This window comes from Arthrobacter sp. 24S4-2 (assembly GCF_005280255.1).
In the GTDB taxonomy this organism is placed as follows: domain Bacteria; phylum Actinomycetota; class Actinomycetes; order Actinomycetales; family Micrococcaceae; genus Arthrobacter.
Window position 1 is genome coordinate 3340109 of sequence record NZ_CP040018.1, and the last position, 25761, is coordinate 3365869.

The following is a 25761-nucleotide window of genomic DNA, read 5'->3' on the forward strand; positions in this document are numbered from 1 at the left end:
CCCCGCGGAAAATGCAGGGGCCCGACGGCGATCCTGAACTGCTCGCCGTCGGGCTCCTGACGCTGGCCCTGCGGCCGGTGCGCAGGCGCTGCACCGAGCAGCTCTGTGGGCAGGTTCAGGTTGCTCATCTTCCCGTGATGAATCGTGGCACCTTTCCAGCGTTGCACGTGCAGATCGGCGACAAGCTGTTTCCGGAGCTGATGCCAGCGTTGCGGCTCGGCATAGCTAACATTCTGTCTGAGCGTCGCATTCATTCAGTCCCTGTCACTGCGAGAGCACGTTGATTTTCCATATGTCCGGCCGGTCGGGGTGCTCTGGGGCTGGAACGCCCGGTTACCGGAGCACCACGAGCGAGGGACGTGGTTACATGTGCACGTGCAGGCGCCGCGCGGCCTCGGCGATGGATCCGGTAAGGGACGGGTACACCGTGAAGGTGCTGGCGACGTCATCGACATGCAGTTTCTGCGCGACCGCGATGGCGATCGGAAAGATCAGCTCGGAGGCGTTCGGTCCCACGACGACTCCGCCGATCACGGTGCCTGATCCCTTGCGTGCGATGATCTTGACGAAGCCGTCCTTGTGGTTGCGCATTTTCGCGCGGGCGTTGCTGCTCAGGGGGAGCTTGACAACATCGCCCTGGTATTTGTCTGATACCACGTCTTCCTCGGACACGCCCACGGTGGCGATCTCGGGAGAGGTGAAGATGTTGGAGGCCACATGGTGCAGTTTCAGCGGAGTGACGCCGTCTCCCATGAAGTGGGCGATCGCTATGCGGCCCTGCATGGCGGCCACGGACGCCAGGGCGAAAACTCCGGTGCAGTCGCCCGCCGCGTAGATGTTTGACGCGGTCGTCCGGGAGACACCGTCCACCTTGATGTGTCCGCTTTCAGTGAGCTCCACGCCGGCTGCCTCCAGCCCGATGCCATCGGTGTTCGGGATGGACCCGACGCACACCAGGCAGTGGCTGCCGGTTACTTTGACGCCGTCGCCCAGCACCACGGCCACACCGTCCCCGGTGCACTCCACGGCTTCGGCTCGGGACCGGGCGAGGACCTTGACTCCGCGGCGTTCAAAGACGCCTTCCAGCACCTCTGCGGCGTCAAGGTCCGACCTTGGCAGGACACGGTCTCCGCTGGAAATCAGGGTCACTCTGGAGCCCAGCCCGTTGTAGGCGGACGCGAACTCGGCACCGGTCACGCCGGAGCCGACCACAATGAGTTCCTCGGGCAACTCCTCGAGGTTGTATAGCTGGGCCCAGTTCAGGATGCGCTCACCGTCGGGACGGGCGGTGGGCAGTTCGCGGGGGTGGGCCCCGACTGCGAGGAGGATCGCGTCGGCTTCCACAATCTCGATGCCGTCTGCTCCGAGGACCTCGATTGTGTGGTTGTCCACCAGCGTGCCGGAGCCTATGAGAACGCGGACACCCAGATTTTCGAGGCCCTTTTGAATGTCGGCCGACTGCTGACGGGCCAGTGCCAGGAGGCGGTCGTTGATGTGCTTGAGGTCCGCTCGCATGGTCGGAGTGCAATCTCCCCCCTCGACGTCGAACTTAACCCCCAACTCTTCGGCCTCTCCGACACGGGTCATCAGGTCCGCCGTCGCGATGAGCGTCTTGGAGGGAACGACGTCCGTGAGCACGGCGGATCCGCCCAGGCCGGCGCGTTCGATAACGGTCACCGCCGCGCCGAGGGAAGCGGCGACCATAGCGGCTTCATAACCACCTGGTCCCCCACCGAGAATTGCGATACGGGGTGAACTCAGGACCGGATGTGTAGTCATAAAAACTTCTATTCTCGTGGAAGCGGTGCGAACTCTAAGGGTTCACAGTCCGCAGTTATGGCCGCTTGCGGATCGGTAAGTTCCAGCCCGTGACTCAAACGATGGGCACTCGGACGAGCAACGCAGGGCGCGCGCCCCCAGGACCTACCAAGCGTGGCTCTCCTGGGTCAGCCCGAAAGGGACACTGTCGCTGAGCGCCACAGTGAATTCACTGGCACCGTGCCTGGTAACAACAATCCCCCGTCGCCATTCGCCTATTGCTCTTTCACGGACAGCAGACACGGCGGCGTTTAGTTGGTTCTCCAGGCTGTCACGATCAGTGACAATGACAGTTATTGACAGGTCGTGCTCGGTGAGGGTTTCCATATTCATGTCTTTCTGGGTTTCGTGCGTATACGCGGGCATTTGTCTCAGAGGGAACGGGAACGGAACGCCAGCACCCGCAGAGGATGTCGACGATTTGCCGATGCGCTCGGCCTTCCTGTCCGCTAGCCGCGGGCGACGCCTCACTTGACGGCGCCGGCGGTGAGGCCGGCAACAATCTTGCGCTGGAAGACCAGGACCAGGATCACCAGGGGAATGGTGACAATGGTTCCGGCGGCCATGATGGCCGTGTACGGAATCTGGTTCGGTTGCGCCCCGGCGAAGCTCGCGATGGCCACCGTGACCGGCTGGGTCGCGTCGCTGGAGAGCTGGCTGGCAATCAGGAACTCATTCCAGGAGGAGATGAACGCCAGGATGGCCGTGGTGAAGATGGCCGGCGCCGCCAAAGGCATGATCACCTTCCGGAACGCCTGACCCTGGGTGCAGCCGTCCACCCGTGCCGATTCCTCCAGCTCCCACGGCATTTCGCGGAAGAAGGACGTCATCGTGTATACGGTCAGCGGCAGCACGAACGAGATGTTCGGGATGATCAGCGCCTGGTACGTGCCGATCCAGCCGATGTTGGTGAACAGCTGGAACAGCGGCGTGATGAGTGCGACGCCCGGGAACATGGACGCACCCAGGATGAAGCCCAGCACGAGGTACTTGAACCGGAAATTCAGCCGTGCCAGGGCGTAGGCGGCGAACACACCGATCAGCAGCGAAACCACAGTGACGACACCGCCGATGAACACGCTGTTGAGCAAGGCCTGGCCGAAGTGGTTGCCGAAGGACGTATCGAACGCGGTGTTGAAGTTATCCAGGGTGACGTGGGTCGGCAGTAGGGACGTGTCGTAGGTGAAGCCGACCTCCCGGAATGCCGTGACCACCATCCAGTAGGCCGGGGCCAGGCACCAGATCAGGACCACGGCGGCGCTGATGTAGGTGCGGCCCTGCGTCCATTTCTCCTTGTTCTGGGAGGCCTTCCTGCCCTTGTCCTGCTGTGCCCGGAGTTCGGTCGCGGCGGTCATTTCTTCCCCTTACCGGTGGCTCCGCTTTGTTCCACGACATTCGCCCCGAGGAAGCGGACAAAGATGAACGCGACGAGGAAGATGATGATGAATGTGATGGTGGACAATGCTGCCGCCGCGTTGAATCCTTGCCTGATCTGGTTGATGACCAGGATGGAGAGCGTGGTGGTGTTGTTGGCACCGCCGGTGAGGATGTACGGGAGGTCGAACATCCGCAGGGCATCCAGGGTGCGGAAGAGGACAGCCACCATCAGCGCCGGCTTGACCAGCGGCAGGGTGATCATCCGGAACCGCTGCCAGGTGGTGGCACCGTCAACCTTGGCAGCCTCATAGACCTCGGCCGGGATCATCTGCAGTCCGGCGAGGATGAGCAGCGCCATGAACGGCGTGGTCTTCCAGACGTCGGCGATGATGACAGCCCATTTGGCCGGCCACTCGCTGCCTGTCCACAGGATGGTGGTGTTGAACAGCTTGTTGGCGATGCCTTCAAAAGCGAAGATGAACAGCCACAGCTTGGCGGTCACGGCGGTGGGAATGGCCCACGGAACCAGGACTGCGGCACGGACCAGGCTGCGGCCCCGGAAGGTCCTGGCCATAATGAGGGCCATCCAGAAACCGAGCACGGTCTCCAAGGTCACGGTTACCACGGTGAAGAAGAACGTGGTGGCCGTCGCGGACCAGAACTGGCCGCCGAGGGTCCCGGGCGGACATGCCACCGTTCCGCCTCCGGGTGCCGCGCATTGCTGGGCAAGCCAGTTGACATAGTTCTGGATGCCGGCCGGGCCGCCGGCCGTGAACAGCCCGGTGACCGGATCCAGCCCGGCGTCCTTCTGGAAGGACATAACGATGGCGCTGATAATCGGGTAAACGATCACGATCGCCAGGGCGAAGATGGTCGGGGCCAGCAGCCAGGAAGCCCATTTGCCCTGGCTCAGGATCTTGTTGTCCTCACCGACGCCCTTGGGGGCGTGGTGGACGGGGGTACCGCCCGACGCCGGCTTTACCGGCGTCGGGCCCAATTCGGTTGCCATGGCAGCGTTACCCCGCCGCGCCGGCGGATTCGATGGACTTCTGCATATCAGACAGTGCGGTTTCCACGGTCTTCTCTCCCTTGATGGCGGAGTACGCATTTTCCTGGATGGCCTTGGTGACCGCCGGGTAGAACGGCGAGACCGGACGCGGCACGGCATTCTCGATCGACGTCTTCAGCACCGGCAGGTAAGGCAGCTTGGCCACAAGTTCCTTGTCTTCATACAGCGCGCCCAGGACCGGCGCAAGGGAGCCCTGGGTTGCGTAGAACTTCTCAGTCTCTTCCGAGGTCATGAACTTCAGGAAGTCCAGGGCGGTGGCCTTGTTCTTTGAATAGACACTCACGGCGAGGTTGTGGCCGCCAAGGGTGGAAGCACCCGGTCCGTCCTTGCCCGGAAGGGCAGTCATGCCCAGCACATCCTTCACCTTGGAAGACCCCTCAGTGGTGGCCAGGTTGTAGACGTACGGCCAGTTGCGCAGGAAGAGGAGCTTGCCGTCCTGGAAAGCCTGCCGGCTCTCTTCTTCCTTGTAGGTGATGGCTTCCTTCGGGATGTTCCCGTCAGCATACGCCTTCGCGAGGTTTTCCAGCCCTGCCTTGGCATCGGCGGTGTTCAGGCTGGGCTTGCCGTCCTTGTCCAGCACGGAACCGCCCGAGGAGTTGATGGCCTCGGAAGCGTTAACCGTCAGGCCTTCGTACTTGCTGAACTGGCCCGCATAGCAGCCAATGTTGTTTGCCTTGGCGATGGAGCACATGCCCATCATCTCCTCCCACGTCGTCGGCGCGGTGGGAACCAGATCCTTGCGGTAGTAGAGGATGCCGCCGTCCGAGGTCTGCGGGGCCGCGTACAGGGTTCCCTTGTAGGTTCCGCTGTCGACCGTCGGCTTGAGCATGGCGGAGGTGTCCAACGCCATCTTGTCCTTGAGCGGCTGGAGCCAGCCCTTGGCCGCGAACTCGGCCGTCCAGACAACGTCAACATCAACGACGTCGTAGTCAGCGCCCTTCGCCTGGAAGTGCTGGACCAGGTCATCGTGCTGCTGGTCAGCCTGGTCGGTCTGTTCCTTGAACGTGACCTTCTCGTTCGGGTGGGCCGCATTCCACTTTTCGATCAGGGGACGGACAACGTTGCTGTTGTCCTTGCCCTGGACGTACGTGATGGGGCCGCGGCCGTCGAGGCCCTGTTCGGCGTCGCCGCCGCCTCCGCCACCTGCGGTGCCGCTGGTTGCGGCTCCTCCGCAGCCGGACAGGGCTAGTGCGCCGGCCATCATCAGTGCTGCCGTGGCGGTCAGCTTTGCTTTCATTGTTGCTCCTTCTTAAGAGCACCCGGCACGTCGCCGGATGTTGGGCAGAACTAAGGGGTCAGATGATCCAGGCGGTGGTGCTTGCCGGGAGCTTGCTGCCGGTCAGCGGGCCGCTGCTGAGGAGAATGATGCCTTCCGGCAGCTCGACGGGCCCGGTGCCGAAGTTGGTCACCGACTGCCAGCCGTTGGGGCGTACGAAATGCAGGACAGAGTCGCCGGCAGACACCCACGTCAGCCGCTCTTCGGTCCGCAAGAGCCGGCGGTATCGCAACGCCTCGCGGTACATTTCAAGGGTGGAGCCCATGACCTTGTCCTGGGCGTCCACGGCGTAGTTGGCGAACCATTTCGGCTGCGGCAGGTGCGCGCCATCCTCGCCGAAGCCGAAGGAAGGGCCCTCCGCCGTCCAGGGCAGCGGAACACGGCAGCCGTCGCGGCCGATGGCCACGCCCGGGTTCCGGAAGAATGCCGGGTCCTGGCGTTCGCCGGCGGCGATGTCGCCGACTTCCTGCAGCCCGAGCTCCTCACCCTGGTACAGATAGGCGGAACCGGGCAGCGCGAACATCAGCAGGGACGCGGCACGGGCGCGGCCCAGGCCAAGCTCGGTGTCGACGCCGGAGGCCGGGCCCCCGGCGAGCAGCCAGTCCCGGCATCGGCGTTCGCCGCTCTGGGGCAGGCCGTAGCGGGTTGGGTGGCGGACCACGTCGTGGTTGGAGAGCACCCAGGTCGAGGACGCGCCCGAGGAAGCGGCCTCGGCAAGGTTCTTGACGATGATGGCGTGGAACTGTTCAGCGTCGAAGTCCGCCTGGAGGAGGTCGAAGTTGAAAGCCTGGCCCAGCCCGTCAGGCGTGGCATAGCGGGAGCGGCGGTCCGCGTGCACCCAGGTCTCCGCGACGGCGGCGCGCGGCGGGGTGTACTCGTTGAGGACACTGCGCCAGTGGGCGTAGATGGAGTGGACCTCGTCACGGTCCCAGAACGGGTGGGACCCGTCCGGGAGGCCATCAACTCCGGTGCCCTCCTGGGGGAGCTCGGCCTTGGACGGCAGTGGCTCGGATAAATCCTTAACCAGGGCATGGGCGACGTCGACGCGGAAACCGTCCACGCCACGGTCGGACCAGAAGCGCAGGGTCCTGAGGAAGTCCCCGCGCACCTCCGCGTTGTCCCAGTTGAAGTCCGGTTGCTCCTTCGCGAAGATGTGCAGGTACCACTGCCCGGGCGTGCCGTCCGTTTCGGTGATGCGTTCCCAGGCCGGGCCTCCGAACTTGGAATCCCAGTCCGACGGCGGCAGCTCGCCGTTCTCCCCCAGCCCGTCACGGAAGATGTACCGCTGCCGCGCGGCCGAGCCCTTCGGCGCGGCCAGTGCTTCCTGAAACCATTCGTGCCGGTCCGAGGAGTGGTTGGGGACAATATCCACCACGATCCTGATGCCTGCGGTCTGCAGCGCGGCAGCCAACTCATCGAAGTCGGCCAGGGTACCTAGCCGCGGGTCCACGTTGCGGTAGTTGTCGACGTCGTAGCCGCCGTCCGCCAGGGCGGACGGGTAAAAAGGGCTCACCCAGACGGCGTCGATCCCCAGCGCCTTCAGATACGGGACCTTGGCGGTGATGCCCCTGACGTCGCCCAAGCCGTCGCCGTTGGAGTCGGAGAAACTGCGCGGGTAGATCTGGTACACGGACGCCTGGCGCCACCAGCTGGCATCAGTGTCGACGGAATAGCTCACGTCTTCGGGGCTGTTCAAGTCTTGCTTCCTATCTGCCGTGCGAAACGGCGTCATCCCTGAGCGGAACGACGTGGCGGCGTCGAAGTGGCAGCGTCGACGCGAGTAGTCGACGCGGATAGTCGACGCGGATAGTCGACGCGGATAGTCGACGCGCTTCAACGAGATTAGAGCATTCGGCAGGAGTGTGTCAATGCTCACATCAGGGATGACTCACGCTGCTGCCCGCGCAATGGGAACACATGCTGCGGACTTGGATGTGTGGGCCAAAGGGTGGAGCCTGCGACGGCAGAGGGCCTTTCGAAGGGAGAGCCTGCTCGCGGGCGTCAGCTGGATTCGGCGGCAGCACCTGTGCGTCAATGCAGATGGCGGCGGTGCGGCATTTCTCGCCTTCAGATTGTTTGCCATCCCAGCAGGCTTTGGGCGGCAGGACGCGACCCACACGGATCGAAGAGGGCTTTTTTGAGTTGCCCGTTCCGGATCGGCCGGAATGCCCTTCGGACGGATGCCCCGAAAGGCTAGCGACCGATGCGATACCGGCTTGGTCGAGATGCCGGCAGTCTTGATGCGAGCACGCGAGGAGAGCCTCAAGCGCACCCTCTACCCAGCGCTTTGCTTTGCTGGGTCACACCCCGCACCGAGGATCCACTACAGGTCAGGCGGGCGCGACGGCGGTGCTGCCCCGCTCAATCAAATCGGGCCTAATGAGCGTCTGGAACGTCGCAGGATCCTCGCCACGAAGCCGGCGGATCAGATATCTGACGGCCAGCCTGGCAATGTCGCTGTGATTCGGTGAGACGCTGGTCAGGCTCGGGTGGCTCGCCTGTGCCGTGCGGTCGCTGATGGTGAGACCCACAACAGACAGCTCGCCAGGGATGCGGAGACCTTGTTCTCTGGCGGCTGCCATTAGTCCCAGGGTAGCGGGCTCGTTGATTGAGAGCAGAGCAGTCAGCCCTGGCGCAGCTTTCCGGATCTCGTCCAAGACCTTCCAACCGGCATCAAAAGTCAGGGATGCGGTGAACACGTGGGACCGGATACCCAGCGCCTCGGCGGACGCAATGACCGCGTCCCTCGTCCTCACAAACGGCCCGTGCCCTGCGTCAAGGTCCGACTGCGACCGGGCGAGAAATCCTATGTCCGTGTGCCCCAGCCCGGCAACATACTCGACCGCCATTGCCCCCATAGCTTCGAAATCGGTATCGACGTACGCCTGCGCCTGATGCCCCCCGGTGCGGCCGATGGTAGTGAACGGAATTCCCGCGTCCAACAGGAAAGACACCCGCTCATCGACGGTCCGCACTTCCATGAGCACCACACCCTCAACGATGCCCTGGCTGACCATCTTCCGCACGGCGTCGATTTCATCCGCCCCATAGGGCCACAGCAGCAGATGGTAGCCGTCCTCGCGGGCCTGTTCGGAGGCTGCACGGATGTACTCAAACTCGGTCAGGTTGAAGCCCACGTCCCCGATGGGGAAGATCAGCGCTATTATTCCCGTGCGTTTCCCCGCCAGGCCCTGGGCAAGGGCATTGGGCGTGTAGTCAAGGTCCTTCATGGCCCGCAGGACCTGCTGTCGCGTCTCCTCCGAGATCGGCCGGGTTCCACTCAGCACGTATGACACGGTGCTCCTTGAAACGCCGGCAACACGCGCGACGTCGGCCATGGTAGCCAAATGATCCTCCTCAGAACCGATGTCGATTGTAGGGGCCGCCAGGGAGTACGCAGCGGCGACCCACCACCATCGACGCGCTTAATCAGCATACTGCGTTCTGATTTGCTCTTCTGCCTTGTCACACGCAGTGTTGCCTGCCGCGCTTGGACTCCCCCTCCCGTGCTACCACTTACCCGTACCTAGCTGGTGGGAGGATGACGTTCCTTCCAGCAATTGAAATGATTAATACGGCTGGCAGCCCGCTCCCGGGCGACGAAGTCCAGGTTCGGTTCGACGCTGACGGCCGGCCCTGGGCTGTGCGCCATGACGGAATGATCTGGCCCCTTGACCCGGACACGGAATCATCCCACTGGTTCAGCATGGGGACTGGTCCAACGGCGAGATCTCCGCGGCAGTAGGGTCCAGCGGCGTCGTGAGCGTGGAAAACTGGCGCGTCCAGGTACGTCTTATCTACTCTCAGGTTGGGTTCGCAGCCATGTGTGTTCTGAACAAGGGTCGTCTCGAGACACACGGATTATCTACCCCTGACGAGGTACGTTCGTTTGCCGCAGTCCCTGAATCCGTTTCCCCCGACCAACCACCCGAACGTCCCGATTTCACGGCAATGGATCGCGTTCAGGGTCATCCACAAGGCTGGAGGCCTGTCCTGGGCAGTGGTGGACACCTCCACTTACGAGCTGCATTCTGAGGCCTGCGCCTACCTTCACTACCATCTTGGTTCGGCCCGCCATATCCTGCCCGGCTGACCCATACAGCTCCTCAGCACACGGTTTGCCAAGGGTGGTGCGGGTTTTCCCCCGGGAAGCACAGGGTTTCCCAAGGACTTCCGGCTCTATCTGCGGGCCGATGCCGTTTGCAACCATTGTCTGGGGATCCTTTTCCAAGCCGCTGGTACAGGACTTGGGAGGGAAAATTGGGGGCGCCTCGGTGGCTTTCGTTGAATCCGAATCTTTTCGCTGAGCACGAATCGCTGCGCACCCCCTAACCATGGCCACCGCGGCCAACATTTTCTCCCTAACACCGGGGCTTGGTTTCGCTGATGCTAGGGAGTGTTTGTGCATAAGAACCGTTTTGTTCGACTTGTGGTGTCCGGCATTCTGCTGTCACTAGCCGCTTTGTTTGGCATCGCCGCGCCTTCGGAGGCCGCAGGGCGCGCCGGAATCACACTGAGCGCCGCTGTAGGCCCGGCCGGAGCATCCGTCACAGTGACCGGCGCCGGCTTCGCCCGTCAATCCTCCGGAACGCTGACGGACGGATCAACCAGCGTCCCATTCACGACCAAGGGCAACGGATCCTTCACCGCGGCCGTGACCATCCCGCCAACCACATTTGTCTGGTTCCACCACAACAAGGAAGTCGACTGGCGCATCAACAGCTCCACCGCCTCGACGAACGCCCTTGCCGCAGCCCTTGCAACCAGAAACTCGTAATGCCCGCCGTCGCGACGCACCTGCTGCATACAACACGCAGCGGGTGCGTCGCGGCAAACCGGGACTGAGGCTTGAAAGGCCCCTCCTTGAACCACCAACTCGTTGTCCGGATCCTCACCACACTGACGATGATCCTGGGCGTGAACTACATGGTGTGGCGGTGGCTATTTTCCGTGAACTGGTCCGCAGCCTGGATCAGCGTGCCGCTGGTCATGGTCGAAACCTACAGCCTGATCGATGCCTTCCTCTTCGGAGTCACCATGTGGCGGTTGCGTGTACGCGAGGTCCCTCCGGCCCCGGCCGAGGGCCTCACGGTGGATGTCTTCATCACCACCTACAACGAGCCCGTCGGCCTCGTCATGACAACAGCCCTCGCCGCCCGCCGCATCAGCTACCCTCACAAGACTTGGATCCTCGACGACGGTGCCCGCGCAGCCATTAAGTGGGCGGCTGAAGAAGCCGGCATCGGCTACATCATCCGTTCCCCCGACTGGGAAAACCTGCCCCGACACGCGAAGGCCGGCAACCTCAACAACGCGCTGGCCGTAACGCAGGGCGAGTTCCTGCTCATCCTGGACGCGGACCAGATCCCGGAACCGGGAATCGTGGACAGCATGCTGGGCCACTTCAACAACGAAAAAGTCGCCCTGGTCCAGACCCCGCAGTGATTCTCCAACGTCACGGACGATGACATCCTCGGAAGCCAGGCACCGCTGTTCTACGGCCCCATCCAGCAAGGTAAGGACGGCTGGAACGCCGCGTTCTTCTGCGGCTCCAATGCCATGATCCGGCGCGAGGCCCTCATGCAGATCGGGATCACCGGCTACGTCGAAGGCGTACGGACCACCGTCCGGGAGACGCTGAAGGCCGCCGACAAGGTCATCACCAAGGCACGCGCCGAATACGGCGCTATCGGACCGCACGTGGCCCGGGCGCTGGACGACGTCGGTCTGGCGGTGCGCAGCGCACGCAGGGAACTGCACGAAAACAAGCCAGTCGCGAACGTCACCTATGACTTCCAGCGAAAGGTCGATGCGGCAGCCCGGAGCATCGTCACTGTCGACGTCGCATCAATTCAGGCCGACCTGGACGAGATCGGCCGCCTCTCCGTAGACTGCCGGACAGGCGGGTATATCGACGACGACGCCATCGACCGCCTGGCCCGGCGCGACTGGTCACCCCTAGGCGCCATCCGCTCGGTTCGTAAAATGGTCCAGGAACTGGACGTGGACCGATCCGACGAAGCACTCCCGGTCATGCCGATGGTCACAAACTCCGTGACCGAGGACATGGCCACCTGCATGCGGCTGCACACCCAGGGATGGGAGAGCGTCTACCACCACGAAATCCTGGCCAAAGGCCTGGCACCGGAGGACCTTCGGACCATGCTCACCCAGCGGCTGCGTTGGGCCCAGGGCACCATGCAGGTGTTCCTGCGCGAAAACCCCCTCTTCCAGCGAGGACTCACCGTGGGGCAACGCCTGATGTACTTCTCCACGATGTGGAACTACCTCTCCGGATTTGCCGCGGTCGTCTACATCGCGGCTCCCATCATTTTCCTGTGCTTCGGAGTACTGCCAGTGGACGCGTTCGGAATCGACTTCTTCGTCAGACTGATCCCGTTCCTGATCATGAACCAGGTCCTGTTCTTCGTCGCAGCCCGGGGCAGGAGGACCTGGCGCGGGCAGCAATACAGTGTTGCGCTCTTTCCGATCTGGATCAAAGCCTGCACGACGGCGGCGGGCAACGTCATCTTCGGCCGTGACCTGGGGTTCGCGGTCACCTCGAAAACCCGCCAGGGCGGGGGTCCGCCCTGGTCACTGATCCGTCCGCAGCTCGTGGCCATCGCAGCCCTGATCGTGGCAGCCATCACCGGGCTCGTCCGGATGTTCACGGGAGTGGGCGCTCCCGCCGGAACCCTGGTGAACATTGCGTGGGTCCTATTCGATCTGCTGATCCTCAGCGTGATCATCCGAGCAGCCCTCTACAAGGGATTCAACACAGGCTAGTGCCGACGGCCCACTAACCGCACGCCCGTTAAAGCGAGAGGTGGCGCCAAGTTACTTCAGCATGCTGACCTGATTGCTTTGACTAACTGCGCGAGCCAGAACCGGGGCGGCGTGCAGCCAGACATGTTCCAGCGGTTGCCAGACCGGCACAATCACGAACGCAGCAGTTCAGGCATTGACGATCTCGGACTCGCCCGGTACCCAGACAGTCCCGCCACGGTCACGGAAGGCGAGGGGGACGCCGCGAGCCCTGTTCCAGTCGATCGAATCTGAGACTTGGACGTGCACGTGCGGTTCGGTGCTGTTACCAGAGTTACCGCATTGGGCGACGGAGTCGCCCGCCTGCACTGGCTGCCCCGGGCGCACTTGGACGGTGCCCTGGCGCAAATGTGCCAGGAGCACGAAGGGACCGTTGTGACCCGCAGCGATCACGACGTGGTTCCCTGCGATGGCAGCAACTCCTGCGCGGATTCGTTCTGCTTGGCCCAGCATGTATGGCACGAGTGTCAACTGCGACCGGCGTCCCTCATGATCCGGTTCGCCGTCATGGACGGCAACCACCGTCCCTGACAATGGCGCCAGGATCGGCTGCCCGAAGCCGATGAACATTTCGGCGGGTTCTGGAGCCACGAGGCTGCGCCAGGTGCGGGGTGCAGACCTGCCGCTATTATCGACTGCGACGAAGTCGATCGCGTGCGACGTGCCGAAAACGTACGTGCCATGACTTGGCACTCGGCGGGCTGGGCTGTTTTCCACCCGCCAGCTGCCACGGAAGGGAAAGTCGAGCACCACCGCATCCGCCGGGGGGCCGTGAGAATCCTTGAAGGAACCCTCGGTCATGGCGAGTCCGACCATGGTGAAGCTGGTCCTGCCGGGAGGATCGCTGTTCTACGAGTCTGCATCACGTGGTCCTCGTTTCGATGGGGGCCCGTCCTGGAGGCCTCGCAGGACCCGGCTCGGCTTCCACAAACTCTCCTCCCCCAAACGCATCTGAATCAATGCCTAGCAAGACCGCCCGGCCCTGCCATCGCCGAGACCCGGCCACGGCTGACCGCCCCTGGATGTTAGTTCAGCTCATCTGCGCGAAAGATCTCGCGGCCTGACACATGACGCCAGATCACGTGGTCGAGCATTCTCGGCTGAGTTGGGTCGTTTTCGGCTACTTGCCCGATCAGCTCGGCGGTCTGCATGGGCGTGATGTCCTGGCCTCCGAAACCTGCGTGCTCTTCCACGAAGCGGGTGACCATTCGGTCAGGCTTCACAGACTGGAAGCCGCAAAGAATAAGAAAGTAATTGAAGGTGACGCCAGACGATTGGCTCGGCAAACATAACCAGGTTTTCTTCAAGTCAGCCAATGATTTTTCTGTGGCGTAGGCGGCATGGACTTCGCCTCGGGTCGTGATGTGGAGCTTATTGTGCAGGGCTTCAGCTGCTCGCCATCTGACCTCAGCTTTCAGCGGAGCGTAGGGCTGCGTGTGGGCTGGCTTGTGATTGTTCACCAAATCCGCCCACCCAGCACTCCCACCAGTTTCTCTGAAAGTAGCCAGCAATTCTTTGGTGCCATCCCGGTCAGCGTCAGCGCCCTGACCAAGCCGGTAGGCCCGGTACTCGTTCACGACAATGACCGGCATTTGTCTGTAAGGGTGGCCGCCTCGGAACTGAATTCGTGGGTCATATCCGGACTCTAACAGCAGTAATCCATATGGCTCCCGAACGGGCCCAACGTTGGACCCTGTTCTTCAAGTCAACTCCGGCAACCAGCAAAATGCCCTGCACCGCAGCGGGGTACAGGGCACTTCTGCTTAGGCGTAGACGGTCTTTTCGACCTTCCATTGCATCAGCCGCGGGTAGACCCAGAAGGTGTAGATGCCCAGCGTGATGATGCTCAGGAGCAGCCATTTGATCCACAGCCCAAAAATGCCCCACCCGGTGCCAATGAACTGAAGCTGTCATGCTGCCGCCCGAGCCGGTCCTGCACGGGTTTACGGCAACAGCATCTGATTTGTTCCGAGTATCCGCCCAAGTTAAAAGTGAGAATCAAATACTGGCCACTACTCGCGATGCCCTCCTCCCCCAGCTCATGTCCGGCAATTTGCGCGTCACGGATGCCGAAATGGTACTGGAGAACGCAGGCGTATGAATCAGAACGGCGGAGAGATTCAGCCCGGGGCGCGGAAGCACGTCGGCGGTGCGTCGTGTCCGAGCACACCGGCGGCTAGCTCCATGCCTCAGTGGTAGCCGGCCGCGAGTTTCCCGGTGCGCGCGGGTTCTCTCCCCGCAACCTCCGGTACATGAAGTCATTCGCCGAAGCGTGGCCCAATCCGGCAATGTTGCAACGCATTGCAACATTGCCGCGGGGCCACCAGATCGCCCTGCTCGAGAAGCTCAACGACGCGGACACCCGCCTCTGGTACGCGGCAGCCGCCGTCGAAATCAGCTGGTCGCGGGCGGTTTTCAGATCCAGTCCGCGGCGACTCAGTGCTAGCCAGATTCCCGGAGTTTCGACTGGCTCAACGTCATGCATGGAGAAGAAGAAGGAAGATGTAGATGGACAGGCAACTTGGTCCCGAGGACCATCGCTTCGCCACGTACTTCTGCGGCAGCAGACGTTCGCTCGCGCCAGGCCATGGACAATCCGGATGATCCCATGTGCACTCGTCGCGGTTCCATGCGACTCTGCCGGCTCTTCACGGTGGCCCGGCCGGAGCCGCGGTGTTTCTGGGCGTGCCAGGACAGCCACCTGAACGACCCGCGGGGCTAGCCAAACCCACCGCCCACCGGCGGCAGATTGCAGGTATGAGCGGCTGCACGCTTCAAAAGCCGCCAGCCTACGTCCCCGGGTCAGGTGCTGGGCTCGGGCTCGACCAGCATCAGGATCGTGTCCGGGCGTACGCCGTCGAATTTCATGGCGTCGGCCGCTGCCTCGGACTCCATCATTCGCTGGAACGTGTCCATGTCCGGGACTTCGACGATCAGGCCGACGCGGTTGGTTTTCCCCGGGTCGACAAAGGTTCGAACAGTCATACCCATAGGTCCGAAGAGTTCCTGGCGTCGCGGCGAGCTGAGCCAGTGGTCAACGTCGTCGACCTCATGGAAGACCAATAGAGTTGCCATCATTGCCTCTGCTTTCGAAAGCGGTATCAGGAGCCGGATTGGAAGGCAATCGCATGAGGAACTCCTAATCCAAGGAGAAGCTACCACGGCCGGCTTATCTTCGATAGGCAGCGAGAAAAAGCCGCCAGAATCGCTCCCGGCGGCTTTCGTATGTTCTGCCGGCGGCCTCCCCCGCGGCGAGTGTCAGCGTGACCCCATGGAGCCTCACGGCAAAGTGTCAGGAATGCCGCAACAGATCCCGATTTGCCGCGAGTATCGGTACTCAACTGACGTCAGGCAGGGATCCGCTCTAACCGGACAGTCAAGAAAGGTCCCATCAGAACCGATACTCCCGTGATCGTCTCACCGCCTCCCGCGCTGTAGACACGGACTCAAGCACCGCCTCTCGATACGCTCCGAAAAGGCAGCGACGGCACGGGTATGGCAATAGATTTGATCCAAGTGCTCCCGAGCCAGCGAACCTGGATGGAACAAGCTCGAACCAGCAAATGGCCTCTGGCCTGAGAACAGGTCTACCTGGAAGACTTCCAACCACCCTAGGCATTTCTTCCAAATCGGAGCCAGTTCTTCCAACTAGACCGACGTCTCACAGCGGCGGCGGCGCCTAGAAGTCCCAGTCATCATCCTCAGTGTTGACGGCCTTGCCAATGACATAAGAAGAACCCGAACCCGAGAAGAAGTCGTGGTTCTCGTCAGCGTTCGGCGAGAGTGCCGAGAGGATGGCCGGGTTCACGTCGGTGACAGAGGCCGGGAACATGGCCTCGTAACCCAGGTTCATCAGCGCCTTGTTGGCGTTGTAGTGCAGGAACTTCTTGACGTCCTCGGCCAGGCCGACGGAGTCGTAGAGGTCGTGCGTGTACTGGACTTCGTTTTCGTACAGTTCGAAGAGCAGCTCGAAGGTGTAGTCCTTGATTTCCTGCCGGCGCTCCTCGGAGACCTTCTCGAGGCCCTTCTGGAACTTGTAGCCGATGTAGTAACCGTGGACAGCCTCATCGCGGATGATCAGGCGGATCAGGTCTGCCGTGTTCGTCAGCTTGGCCCGTGAGGACCAGTACATCGGGAGGTAGAAGCCCGAGTAGAACAGGAAGCTCTCCAGCAGCGTGGAGGCCACCTTGCGCTTCAGGGGGTCGTCGCCCTGGTAGTAGTCCATGACGATCTGGGCCTTCTTCTGAAGGTTCGCGTTCTCTGTGGACCAGCGGAACGCCTCGTCAATCTCCTTGGTGGAGGCCAGCGTGGAGAAGATCGAAGAGTAGCTCTTGGCGTGCACGGACTCCATGAAAGCGATGTTCGTGTACACGGCTTCTTCGTGCGGGGTGATTGCATCCGGGATCAACGACACCGCGCCGACGGTGCCCTGGATGGTGTCCAGCAGGGTCAGGCCGGTGAACACGCGCATGGTGAGCTGCTGCTCGTCAGGAGTCAGCGTTGCCCAGGACTGGACGTCGTTGGACAGCGGGATCTTCTCCGGCAGCCAGAAGTTGTTGACGAGGCGGTTCCAGACATCCACGTCCTTGTCGTCCTGAATACGGTTCCAGTTGATGGCTTCAACATGGCTCAGTAACTTGAGCTTCTCGGTCAATTTGCGTCCTCCGCCTGATTGCTGTTCGACGGGGAGAACCCGCCGTGCCTGTTTCAATTCTAGATGCCTGGGTGGGTGCCTAGGACGTCTGGGCACCCACCCAGCCACTGTGGAGTTCCTAGATCCACTGCCTAATAGTCTGTGCAGGCCTCCGCTTGGCCGCGGTGTCCGTCACGAATTGACCCGTGTCCGCGGAGCGGTTCACGAGTCGGGAATTCGACGTTCCAGAACCAACGAACTCCACGGTCGTGGTGCTGGGACGCCGCTGCGCGGTCGTCATGGGAACGAATTCCCCGGTCTTTGCGTCACGTGCAATCTTCTGAGGCACTTGGGCCCCTCTCTGCCGAATGTTCGGCGGTTGATTTCATAGCTTGCCTCTTGGCAGCTACGGAATCTCGCTGGGCCACGTTGGACTTTCGTCCTCGCCCCCTGATACATTCGACACTCCAGACTTCAATTTGGAACGTCTCGTACGCGAGATTCTTGAGGGGCCGTGTTAGAGCACGGCCCCTCAAGCTTTTAAGCTTGACCTACCACGATCAGCGACTGCCGCCCTCGTAGATCAACCTATTTCGGTTGATCACAACATGCATGAGACGCAGTTGTCCACCTCGGTCCCTTCCAGCGCGAGCTGGCGGAGACGGATGTAGTAGATGGTCTTGATACCCTTCTTCCAGGCATAGATCTGGGCCTTGTTGATATCGCGCGTGGTGGCGGTGTCCTTGAAGAACAGCGTCAGCGACAGGCCCTGGTCCACGTGCTGCGTGGCAGCGGCGTAGGTGTCGATGACCTTCTCGTAGCCGATTTCGTACGCGTCCTGGTAGTACTCCAGGTTGTCGTTCGTCAGGTACGGCGCCGGGTAGTACACACGGCCCAGCTTGCCTTCCTTGCGGATCTCGATCTTGGACGCCACCGGGTGGATCGAGGAGGTGGAGTTGTTGATGTAGGAAATCGAGCCGGTCGGCGGAACAGCCTGCAGGTTCTGGTTGTAGATGCCATGCTCCATGACGGAAGCCTTCAGCTCGCGCCAGTCATCCTGGGTGGGGATGTGGATGTTCCTGAACAGCTCCGCAACCTTCTCGGTCTGCGGCACCCACTCCTGCTCCGTGTACTTGTCGAAGAACTCGCCCGAGGCGTACTTGGACTTCTCAAAGCCGCCGAAGGTCTGGCCGGTCTGGATGGACAGCCTGTTCGAGGCGCGGATCGCGTGGTACACCACCGAGTAGAAGTAGATGTTGGTGAAGTCCAGTCCCTCTTCAGAGCCGTAGTGGACCCGCTCGCGTGCCAGGTACCCGTGCAGGTTCATCTGGCCCAGGCCGATGGCGTGGCTCTGGTCGTTGCCGCGGGCGATCGACGGTACCGAGGTGATGTTGGACATGTCCGACACGGCAGAGAGCGAGCGGATGGCCGTCTCGATGGTCAGGCCGAAGTCCGGCGAGTCCATGGTCTTCGCGATGTTCAGCGAACCCAGGTTGCAGGAGATGTCCTTGCCGGTCTGGTCGTAGGACAGGTCATCGTGGTACGTGGTGGGCTGGGAGACCTGGAGGATCTCGGAGCACAGGTTGGACATGATGATCTTGCCGTCGATCGGGTTTTCCCGGTTCACGGTGTCCTCGAACATGATGTACGGGTAACCGGATTCGAACTGGATCTCGGCGAGCGTCTGGAAGAACTCGCGGGCCTTGATCTTGGTCTTCTTGATCCGGGAATCGTCCACCATCTCGTAGTACTTCTCGGTGACCGAAACGTCGGAGAACGGCATGCCGTAGACGCGTTCGACGTCGTAGGGGGAGAACAGGTACATGTCCTCGTCGCGCTTGGCCAGTTCGAAGGTGATGTCCGGGATCACGACGCCGAGCGAGAGGGTCTTGATGCGGATCTTCTCGTCCGCGTTTTCCCGCTTGGTGTCCAGGAACCGGTAGATGTCCGGGTGGTGGGCGTGCAGGTACACGGCTCCGGCACCCTGGCGGGCACCGAGCTGGTTGGCGTAGGAGAAGCTGTCCTCGAGGAGCTTCATCACGGGGATGACGCCGGAGGACTGGTTCTCGATCTGCTTGATCGGGGCACCGACTTCGCGGATGTTGGTCAGCGCGAACGCCACGCCGCCGCCGCGCTTGGACAGCTGCAGGGCGGAGTTGATGGAGCGGCCGATCGACTCCATGTTGTCTTCGATGCGGAGCAGGAAACAGGAAACCAGCTCGCCGCGCTGGCGCTTACCGGCGTTGAGGAACGTGGGCGTGGCCGGCTGGAAGCGGCCCTCGATGATCTCGTCCACCATCTGCAGGGCAAGCTGCTCGTCGCCGCGGGCGAGGTGCAGGGCCACCATGCAGACGCGGTCCTCGTAGCGTTCCAGGAAGCGATTGCCGTCGAACGTCTTCAGCGTGTAGGACGTGTAGAACTTGAAGGCGCCGAGGAAGGTCTCGAAGCGGAACTTCTTCTTGTACGCGCGCTTGTAGAGCTCGCGGATGAAGTTCATCGTGTACTGGTCGAGGGTCTCGCGCTCGTAGTACTGGTTCTTCACCAGGTAGTCGAGCTTCTCTTCCAGGTCGTGGAAGAACACGGTGTTGTTGTTGACGTGCTGCAGGAAGTACTGGTGCGCGGCCTCGCGGTCCGCCTCGAACTGGATCTCGCCGTTCGGCCCGTACAGGTTCAGCATGGCGTTCAGCTCGTGGTAGCCCAGGCCCTTGTACGCGGCGGGCAGCGCAGGCTTTTCCGCTGTCTTCTCGACGGCGGCGCCCGGGCGGGAACCCTGACCCTCAGGCATGGTTACTTCTGTGTCTGCGACAGTAGTGTCCAAAACTTGTCCAATCCTTGATTTACCAGGTGGACGTCGTCAGGCGTCCCCATGAGTTCGAAGCGGTAGAGGTGCGGTATCTGGCATTTGAAAGCGATGATGTCGCCTGCCATGCAGAAGTTGTCCCCAAAATTTGTGTTTCCTGCGCCGATCACCCCGCGGATCAGGTTCCTGTTCTGCGGGTTGTTGAGGAACCGGATCACCTGTTTCGGCACCGAGCCCTCGCCGCCGGTCCCGCCGTAGGTGGGCACCACCAAGACGAAGGGCTCGGTGGCGACGAGGTCAGGTTCACGCTGATGCAGGGGAATCCGGGCCGCATCCCGGCCGAGCTTCTCAACGAAGCGCCGGGTGTTCTCGGATGCCGAGGAAAAATAGATGAGTTGGCTTTGGGTCGTGTTGACGGCCTGAGCCCCCTCGGGAGCATCGGCCAATGCCAGTGCTGCCACGGGAGTCACCTCGCCTGTGTTGTTGGTGGGAAGATTGCCCTACGCCACGGAGGAAGCGGCCAGTGCCAGTTCCTCGATCTTGTCCGGACGGAAACCGGACCAGTGGTCCTGGTCCGTAACCACAACGGGAGCCTGCATGTAGCCCAGGGCCTTCAGGCGCTCGAGTGCATCCGCATCCTGCGAGATGTCGACGCTCTGGTAGGTGATGCCCTTCTTGTCCAGCGCACGGTAGGTCGCGTTGCACTGAACACAGGCCGGCTTTGTGTAAACCGTTACGGTCATGGTCCCTGTCCCCTTTGTTGAAGTCATTGCTCTTCGTTTCCGCGAGCCCTGCCCGAACTGGAATCCATGTCCGAATACGGTCTCGCCGGCTGGCTGCCCAGGCAGCCTATATGCATGTTGATGTCTGACGCAGATGCCCCGGTCAATCTGTATGTCGATACTACATGTAGTGCAAGCGCCTCGGACGAACCCCAAGATGATGTATTACAAGTATGTCATTTAATGCACTGTTAATCCACAGGCCATGGGTTGCAAAATGTCCGTATTTCAGCTGTTTTCGAGGACGAAATCCACACCCTGTGGAGTAGTTAGCCACATTTAATCCCCTGCGTGTCGCGTTGTGGACGGCGTGTCGCGCAGCGGCCGCAGGCGTGTCAAAGGGCACACAGAAGGGGCCCTGAAACCTGCTTCAGGGCCCCTGATGTGATGAACGGAACCGCGCTTCCGTTCTAGCTGCGGGGTTTGCGGTTGGTTCCGGGTTTCCGGTCAGCTGCGGGAGGGGTCCCCCGGCTTCCGGCCGTCCAGCACAATCTGCTGCACGTCAAGGTAGCCGGTTTCGAAGCCCGCCCTGCAGTAGCACAGGTAGAACAGCCACATCCGCTGGAAGACCGCGTCGAAGCCCATGGCCCCACCTCCTCGGTCCGGGACATGAACCGTTCCTCCCAGAGGCGCAGCGTCTGCGCATAGTGGTCGCCCATGGCCAGGCGTTCTCGGACGCGGAGCCCGGTCTGCTTCTCGGTGATCTCCTCGATGGCCCGGACGGACGGGATGACGCCGCCGGGGAAGATGTACTTGTGCACCCAGGTGTAGCTGGCCCTGGTGGCGATCAGCCGGTCGTGGGCGATGGTGATGGCCTGGATGGCCACCTTGCCGCCGGGGGCAAGGACCCGCTCGATCGTCTGGAAGTACGTGGCCCAGTACTGGTAGCCGACGGCCTCGATCATTTCGACCGACACGACGGCGTCGTACTCACCTTCCACCGCCCGGTAGTCCTTGAGCTCGATGGTGACGGAGTCCGCGTAGCCGGCCTCCGCCACGCGCTGGCGGGCCAGTTCCTGCTGCTCGCTCGACAGCGTGACGGAGTAGACGGTGGCGCCGCGGGCGGCGGCACGCAGCGCGAGCTCGCCCCAGCCGGTGCCGATTTCCAGTACGCGTGTCCCCTGCCCGACGCCGGCCCTGTCCAGCAGGCGGTCGATCTTCGCCTGCTGTGCGGCGGCGAAGCCGTCCCAGGCAACGGTCCGCAGCGCCTCGCCAGTCTCCGGGAAGAGGGCGCTGGAGTACGTCATGGTGCTGTCCAGGAACGAGGCAAAGAGCTCATTGGAGAGGTCGTAATGCCGTGAGATGTTCGAACGGGTGTTCTGCTCGGTGTTGCGTTCCCGGCGCGGCTGGCGCGGCAGGTAGAGGGCGCGCAGTTTCTGCAGCGGCCCAGGCACGAGGGTCCCGACGCGGGCGGCGAAGACTTCCATGACGGCCGTGAGGTCATCGGCGTCCCAGTCTCCGGCCATGTAGGACTCGCCCAGGCCGATCAGTCCGCCGTCGCCGAGCCGGGCCGCGAAGGGCTCCGGACGGCTAATCGTCATGACCGGGTAGGCCTGGCCAGGCACGGCTGCCCTGCCGAGGACTGTGCCGTCGGGGTAGCGGACTTCGAGGGGAAGCCTCCGGACGGCTGCCTTAAAGATGGCATCAGCTGCCCTGCCGGCCACACGTTCCTTGATGCCCGAGGGCACCGTGGCGATGCTCGGCCAGATGGTGGCGTCAATCACCGCAGGCGGCCGCGGAACGCTGTAGGGAATTCTGCTGTCGGTGGCGGAGCCGGTTCGGGCCTTGGTGGCATTGTTGGCAGGCTGGCCTGCAGCGGATCCGGTCGCTTCGGTCATTGTCACTGAACTGCCTCCTGTGAGGGATGATGTGGTCTTTTGATGACGGGCAGCCGACGTGCCCAAAGCTTGATCCCCTGCCAGCGGATCTGTGCGGAGACACGCAGCGGCGCCAACGGAACCGCGAGCGCCGCGGCGAGGATGTTCCGCACGGTGGCCTCACGGCGTTCACCGTCCACGGTGGCGATGAACGGCTTGTGCCCTTCTCGCTCCAACACGATGGAAACGGCGAGCCGCTCCGCCGGTTCCGGGAGTTTCATCCGGTACTGGCCTTCGACGTCGTTGAACGGCGATACGTAGAACGCCTTGGGGACGCTGGCCCGGCCGGCGTCGTCCGTTTCGAGCAGATAGCAGTGCCGCTCCCCGTAGGTGTTGTGCACCTCGGCCACGACGCAGCGCGGCTCCCCCGCGGCGTCGTGGCACCAGAACAGGCTCAGCGGATTGAACACGTGCCCGAACACCCGGGCGCTGGCCAGCATGGTGATCCGGCCGCCGTCGGGCTCGATCCCCCGGGTCCGCAGGAACCGTTCGACGTTGCTGCGCAGCGAGCCTTCCGGGTCGCCGAGGTGGTCCGAGACGCGGAACTCCGCGAGCGGCCGGAGCGGCCAGGGCACCGCGGGGAGCCGATCGACGTCGACGTACCAGCTGTAGCTCCGGTAGGTGAACGCATTGTGCAGCGGCGTGCGGCGCACATGGGCGATGGAGGTCCGGTAGATGGCTGCCTGGGTACTCATCAGGCCCCCTCCGCGGCGACGCTCTGCAGGCCGGGACGGGACAGTGCGGGATTAGGGGACAGTGCGGGGTTAGAGGACAGTGCGGGATTGGAAGGGACAGTCTGCTGTTCCCAGTCACGTCCGAGCCGGGCCGCCGCCCGGACCCCCGAGAGGGCGCCGTCCTCGTGGAATCCCCAGCCGTGGTATGCACCGGCGAAGGCAAGGCGACCGTCCCCCAGCGCCAGGATCTGCTGCTGGGCCCGCAGCGATTCGGGTGTGTACTGCGGATGTTCGTAGACCATCGTGTCCAGGACCGTCCCGTCGGAGATGAGTGCGGACTCCCCCAGGCTCACGATGTAGCGGCCGCCGTCGGCCGGTGCGAGCCGTTGCAGGCGCGTCATGTCGTAGCTGACCAGGACTTTGTCCGGCCGCGCGTCGCAGGACGGCAGCCGGTAGTTCCAGGACGCCTTGGCATTGCCGCTGGACGGCAGGACGGCTTCGTCGCGGTGGAAGACCGTGTGGTTGACCGAGTAAGGCATGTTGCCCAGCGCGTTCGTCTCCTCGGACGACGCATCCGCCAGCATGCGGAGGGCCTGCCCGGGGTGCGTTGCGATCACCACGGCGTCGAAATTCTCGCTGCCCAGCGGGGTGGCCAGTTCGATCCCGTCGGCATGGCGGCGCACCGCGGTGACCGGGCTGGCGAGGCGGACGTCCGGCAGGGTGGCGGCGAGCTTGTCCACGTAGGTGCGGGAGCCGCCGGTCACCGTGCGCCACTGCGGCGAGCCGGTCACGCCCAGAAGGCCGTGGTGGGCCAGGAAGGTGAAGAGGTAGCGTGCCGGGTACGCCAGCGCGGTGGCGGGATCGCAGGACCACACGGCGCTGACCACGGGGGTCATGAAGTGCGAAACGAAGTAGCGGCTGAACTTCTCCCGGGCCAGGAAGTCCGCCAGCGTCGTGCCGTCCTGCCCGGCATCCGCGGCGGCTGCTAGCTGTTCGCCGGCAAGCAACGCGCGGGCGCGGCGGTGGAACCGCGTCACCTCCAGCAGCATCAGCAGGTACCGTCCGCGCAGCAGGGTGGAGGCCCGGGGAATGATGCCGCGCCCTTTGGCGCGGGCGCCGGCGTATTCAAGGCCGCAGCCGTCGCAGCGGACAGACATGCTCATCTCCGAGGCCTGGGTCTCCACCCCAGCTCCCTGAAGAGCCGCAGCAGCGTGGGGTACGTCCGGTTGTTGTGGACGATGAAGCCCGTGTCCACCCCCAGGACGGTACCGTCAGCCTGCTCCACGTCATGCGTGTGGGCGTGGCCGCCCAGCCGGTGGTCGGCTTCGAAAAGCGTCACGTTGTCCCGCTGGTTCAGGACATAGGCCGAGGTCAGTCCCGCCACCCCGCTGCCTATGACGGCCACCCGCCGGCCGTCCGGAATCGTTGCTGCTTGCGACACTATCTGCTCCTCTTGACTTCGCCTGATTCGTCTTATGGGCAATTCGTCACCGATGGGCGGCCGGATGAGTATTAATTTCAGCCAGTCGCTTTGACGCGTTTCTCCGGCATCAGCAAAGCCCCGGGCCGGCGACGTTCCGGGGCCACGGGGCTATATGCCACAATGAAGCGGGATTTCCGAAGGCGAAGGGCAACCATTGATCAACCCAGTTCATTTGCGGACCCTCGTCGAAGTCACCCGGCTGGGATCGTTCGCGGCGGCAGCCAACCGGCTGGGGTACACGGCTTCCGCGGTGTCGCAGCAGATGTCCGCCCTGGAGCGGGACACGGGCGTTGATCTCTTCCAGCGTTCGGCCCGCAGCATCCATCCCACCGAGGCCGCCCTGGTGATGACGCGGCACGCCGCCAAGGTCCTGACCGATATCGAGGCCCTCATGGCCGCCGCGTCCAGGACCCACGACGCCACCAGCCAGGAGCTCAGGCTGGGCATCTTCCCCAGCCTCGCCACGTACGTCCTGCCGCTGATCCTGCGTAACCCGGCATGGAAAAAACTCGGCATCGATCTCCGGGTTTCCGTGGCCGAGCCCGCGCAGACCATCCAGGGGCTGCGCACCGGGGGCGAACTGGATGTTGCCCTGGTCTATCAGGTGGGCCAGTCCGGCCTGGCCTGGCCGCACACGCTGAACCGCCAGTGGATAGGCGACGACAACTTCCGCGTAGTGCTCCCCGCGGCCTGGGGTTTCCGCACGGACGCCAAGGTGGCCGCGGACCACCTGTCCGACATGCCGTGGATCGTCCACCACCCGGGCACCAGCGATGCCACCGTGATTGAACGGCTGTTTGCCAGCTGTAACCTCCACCCGCGGGTGGTGGCCTACAGTGACGACTTCCATGCGAGCCTCGAAATGGCCGCCTCCGGCCTGGGCGCGGCGCTGGTTCCGGAACTGGCGCTGAGGCACCGGCCCTCGGGAGTGGTGGTCCTGGACGTTCCGGAGATCAGGCTGGCCCGGAACGTGTTCGCCCTGCTCATCAACGACAAGCAGACGGCGCGCGTGCAGCTCTTCGTCGAGCTCCTGGCCGACACCCTGAACAGCCTGGGCACTGCCGGCAAGGGCTGAACGGGTCCCGGGCCCGGGGCACCGTCGCAGACAAAAAATCCCCGATGCTGGAATGGACTGCCTCAGAGGTCT

At 62.9% G+C, this 25761-nt stretch carries 21 protein-coding genes and 3 pseudogenes; 6 read left to right on the plus strand and 18 right to left on the minus strand.

Annotated features, from left to right (window positions below):
• Positions 1 to 11 precede the first annotated feature (11 nt).
• On the plus strand, positions 12 to 284 hold the full coding sequence (locus FCN77_RS26005; protein WP_175417276.1) for a hypothetical protein: 273 nt from the start codon (positions 12 to 14) through the stop codon (positions 282 to 284).
• Between the two features lie 79 nt (positions 285 to 363).
• On the opposite strand, the gene FCN77_RS15500 is transcribed toward FCN77_RS26005, so the two are convergent.
• The 7 genes from FCN77_RS15500 to FCN77_RS15530 form a co-directional block, all read right to left on the minus strand.
• A complete protein-coding gene (locus tag FCN77_RS15500) occupies positions 364 to 1779 on the minus strand; it encodes an NAD(P)H-quinone dehydrogenase (protein ID WP_137322992.1) in 1416 nt (471 codons plus the stop codon).
• Positions 1780 to 1923: 144 nt separating this feature from the next.
• The gene (locus FCN77_RS26395; protein ID WP_137324798.1) at positions 1924 to 2145 is read right to left on the minus strand and encodes a hypothetical protein; all 222 of its coding nucleotides are present in this window, start codon (positions 2143 to 2145) and stop codon (positions 1924 to 1926) included.
• A 140-nt stretch (positions 2146 to 2285) separates the two neighbouring features.
• Positions 2286 to 3173 (minus strand): carbohydrate ABC transporter permease, encoded by an 888-nt coding sequence (locus tag FCN77_RS15510; protein WP_137320998.1) that lies wholly within the window; start codon positions 3171 to 3173, stop codon positions 2286 to 2288.
• A complete protein-coding gene (locus FCN77_RS15515; RefSeq protein WP_137320997.1) occupies positions 3170 to 4204 on the minus strand; it encodes a carbohydrate ABC transporter permease in 1035 nt (344 codons plus the stop codon). The genes FCN77_RS15510 and FCN77_RS15515 overlap by 4 nt, the downstream gene beginning before the upstream one ends.
• 7 nt (positions 4205 to 4211) lie before the next feature.
• Positions 4212 to 5501 (minus strand): ABC transporter substrate-binding protein, encoded by a 1290-nt coding sequence (locus tag FCN77_RS15520; RefSeq protein ID WP_137322993.1) that lies wholly within the window; start codon positions 5499 to 5501, stop codon positions 4212 to 4214.
• Between the two features lie 58 nt (positions 5502 to 5559).
• Entirely contained in the window at positions 5560 to 7236 is a 1677-nt protein-coding gene (locus FCN77_RS15525; protein WP_254678585.1) for a glycoside hydrolase family 13 protein, read from the minus strand.
• A 634-nt stretch (positions 7237 to 7870) separates the two neighbouring features.
• Entirely contained in the window at positions 7871 to 8878 is a 1008-nt protein-coding gene (locus FCN77_RS15530; protein ID WP_254679033.1) for a LacI family DNA-binding transcriptional regulator, read from the minus strand.
• A 551-nt stretch (positions 8879 to 9429) separates the two neighbouring features.
• Here FCN77_RS15530 and FCN77_RS15535 point away from each other — a divergent pair.
• The 3 genes and pseudogenes from FCN77_RS15535 (at position 9430) to FCN77_RS15545 (ending at position 12326) form a co-directional block, all read left to right on the plus strand.
• Positions 9430 to 9633, plus strand: coding sequence for a hypothetical protein (locus FCN77_RS15535; protein ID WP_137322995.1), 204 nt, complete (start codon positions 9430 to 9432; stop codon positions 9631 to 9633).
• A 309-nt stretch (positions 9634 to 9942) separates the two neighbouring features.
• Positions 9943 to 10317 carry a hypothetical protein gene (locus FCN77_RS26010; protein WP_175417277.1) on the plus strand — a complete coding sequence of 125 codons (375 nt, stop codon included), beginning with the start codon at positions 9943 to 9945 and terminating at the stop codon, positions 10315 to 10317.
• A gap of 128 nt (positions 10318 to 10445) precedes the next feature.
• Positions 10446 to 12326: pseudogene (locus FCN77_RS15545) on the plus strand (glycosyltransferase family 2 protein).
• A gap of 168 nt (positions 12327 to 12494) precedes the next feature.
• On the opposite strand, the gene FCN77_RS15550 reads toward FCN77_RS15545, so the two are convergent.
• From FCN77_RS15550 to FCN77_RS27760, 3 genes are all read right to left on the minus strand, one after another.
• Complete coding sequence (locus tag FCN77_RS15550; RefSeq protein WP_254678586.1) at positions 12495 to 13181, minus strand: M23 family metallopeptidase; 687 nt, start codon at positions 13179 to 13181, stop codon at positions 12495 to 12497.
• A gap of 209 nt (positions 13182 to 13390) precedes the next feature.
• Positions 13391 to 13957 carry a hypothetical protein gene (locus tag FCN77_RS15555; protein WP_137322996.1) on the minus strand — a complete coding sequence of 189 codons (567 nt, stop codon included), beginning with the start codon at positions 13955 to 13957 and terminating at the stop codon, positions 13391 to 13393.
• A gap of 171 nt (positions 13958 to 14128) precedes the next feature.
• Entirely contained in the window at positions 14129 to 14263 is a 135-nt protein-coding gene (locus FCN77_RS27760) for a DUF898 family protein (protein ID WP_368074342.1), read from the minus strand.
• A gap of 354 nt (positions 14264 to 14617) precedes the next feature.
• On the opposite strand from FCN77_RS27760, the gene FCN77_RS15565 reads away from it, so the two are divergent.
• Positions 14618 to 15070 (plus strand): hypothetical protein, encoded by a 453-nt coding sequence (locus FCN77_RS15565; protein ID WP_254678587.1) that lies wholly within the window; start codon positions 14618 to 14620, stop codon positions 15068 to 15070.
• Positions 15071 to 15167: 97 nt separating this feature from the next.
• Here the strand turns inward: FCN77_RS15565 and FCN77_RS15570 are convergent, their stop codons facing one another.
• The 8 genes and pseudogenes from FCN77_RS15570 to FCN77_RS15610 form a co-directional block, all read right to left on the minus strand.
• The gene (locus FCN77_RS15570; RefSeq protein ID WP_137324801.1) at positions 15168 to 15440 is read right to left on the minus strand and encodes a hypothetical protein; all 273 of its coding nucleotides are present in this window, start codon (positions 15438 to 15440) and stop codon (positions 15168 to 15170) included.
• A gap of 604 nt (positions 15441 to 16044) precedes the next feature.
• A complete protein-coding gene (nrdF, locus tag FCN77_RS15575) occupies positions 16045 to 17019 on the minus strand; it encodes a class 1b ribonucleoside-diphosphate reductase subunit beta (protein ID WP_137322997.1) in 975 nt (324 codons plus the stop codon).
• A gap of 580 nt (positions 17020 to 17599) precedes the next feature.
• Positions 17600 to 19720: a class 1b ribonucleoside-diphosphate reductase subunit alpha gene (nrdE, locus tag FCN77_RS15585; protein ID WP_137324802.1), complete on the minus strand. Its 2121-nt coding sequence runs from the start codon at positions 19718 to 19720 to the stop codon at positions 17600 to 17602.
• Positions 19721 to 19785: 65 nt separating this feature from the next.
• Positions 19786 to 20259 (minus strand): class Ib ribonucleoside-diphosphate reductase assembly flavoprotein NrdI, encoded by a 474-nt coding sequence (nrdI, locus tag FCN77_RS15590; protein ID WP_137322999.1) that lies wholly within the window; start codon positions 20257 to 20259, stop codon positions 19786 to 19788.
• Positions 20260 to 20298: 39 nt separating this feature from the next.
• Positions 20299 to 20541, minus strand: coding sequence for a glutaredoxin-like protein NrdH (gene nrdH / locus FCN77_RS15595; RefSeq protein WP_137323000.1), 243 nt, complete (start codon positions 20539 to 20541; stop codon positions 20299 to 20301).
• A 486-nt stretch (positions 20542 to 21027) separates the two neighbouring features.
• Positions 21028 to 22418, minus strand: a pseudogene (locus FCN77_RS15600) (class I SAM-dependent methyltransferase).
• A gap of 2 nt (positions 22419 to 22420) precedes the next feature.
• On the minus strand, positions 22421 to 23152 hold the full coding sequence (locus tag FCN77_RS15605; RefSeq protein ID WP_137323001.1) for a DUF1365 domain-containing protein: 732 nt from the start codon (positions 23150 to 23152) through the stop codon (positions 22421 to 22423).
• Positions 23152 to 24572: pseudogene (locus FCN77_RS15610) on the minus strand (NAD(P)/FAD-dependent oxidoreductase). The gene FCN77_RS15605 and the pseudogene FCN77_RS15610 overlap by 1 nt, the downstream one beginning before the upstream one ends.
• Positions 24573 to 24768: 196 nt before the next feature.
• Between FCN77_RS15610 and FCN77_RS15615 the strand changes: the two are divergent.
• Positions 24769 to 25689 carry a LysR family transcriptional regulator gene (locus FCN77_RS15615; protein ID WP_137323002.1) on the plus strand — a complete coding sequence of 307 codons (921 nt, stop codon included), beginning with the start codon at positions 24769 to 24771 and terminating at the stop codon, positions 25687 to 25689.
• Positions 25690 to 25761 lie beyond the last annotated feature (72 nt).

Bases quoted from the DNA above. Each gene is read 5' to 3' on its own strand.
- FCN77_RS26005 (WP_175417276.1), top strand. From the start codon at position 12: ATGCAGGGGCCCGACGGCGATCCTGAACTGCTCGCCGTCGGGCTCCTG.
- FCN77_RS15500 (WP_137322992.1), bottom strand. From the start codon at position 1,779: ATGACTACACATCCGGTCCTGAGTTCACCCCGTATCGCAATTCTCGGT.
- FCN77_RS26395 (WP_137324798.1), bottom strand. From the start codon at position 2,145: ATGGAAACCCTCACCGAGCACGACCTGTCAATAACTGTCATTGTCACT.
- FCN77_RS15510 (WP_137320998.1), bottom strand. From the start codon at position 3,173: ATGACCGCCGCGACCGAACTCCGGGCACAGCAGGACAAGGGCAGGAAG.
- FCN77_RS15515 (WP_137320997.1), bottom strand. From the start codon at position 4,204: ATGGCAACCGAATTGGGCCCGACGCCGGTAAAGCCGGCGTCGGGCGGT.
- FCN77_RS15520 (WP_137322993.1), bottom strand. From the start codon at position 5,501: ATGAAAGCAAAGCTGACCGCCACGGCAGCACTGATGATGGCCGGCGCA.
- FCN77_RS15530 (WP_254679033.1), bottom strand. From the start codon at position 8,878: ATGGCCGACGTCGCGCGTGTTGCCGGCGTTTCAAGGAGCACCGTGTCA.
- FCN77_RS15550 (WP_254678586.1), bottom strand. From the start codon at position 13,181: ATGGTCGGACTCGCCATGACCGAGGGTTCCTTCAAGGATTCTCACGGC.
- FCN77_RS15555 (WP_137322996.1), bottom strand. From the start codon at position 13,957: ATGCCGGTCATTGTCGTGAACGAGTACCGGGCCTACCGGCTTGGTCAG.
- FCN77_RS15565 (WP_254678587.1), top strand. From the start codon at position 14,618: ATGAAGTCATTCGCCGAAGCGTGGCCCAATCCGGCAATGTTGCAACGC.
- FCN77_RS15570 (WP_137324801.1), bottom strand. From the start codon at position 15,440: ATGGCAACTCTATTGGTCTTCCATGAGGTCGACGACGTTGACCACTGG.
- nrdH (WP_137323000.1), bottom strand. From the start codon at position 20,541: ATGACCGTAACGGTTTACACAAAGCCGGCCTGTGTTCAGTGCAACGCG.
- FCN77_RS15605 (WP_137323001.1), bottom strand. From the start codon at position 23,152: ATGAGTACCCAGGCAGCCATCTACCGGACCTCCATCGCCCATGTGCGC.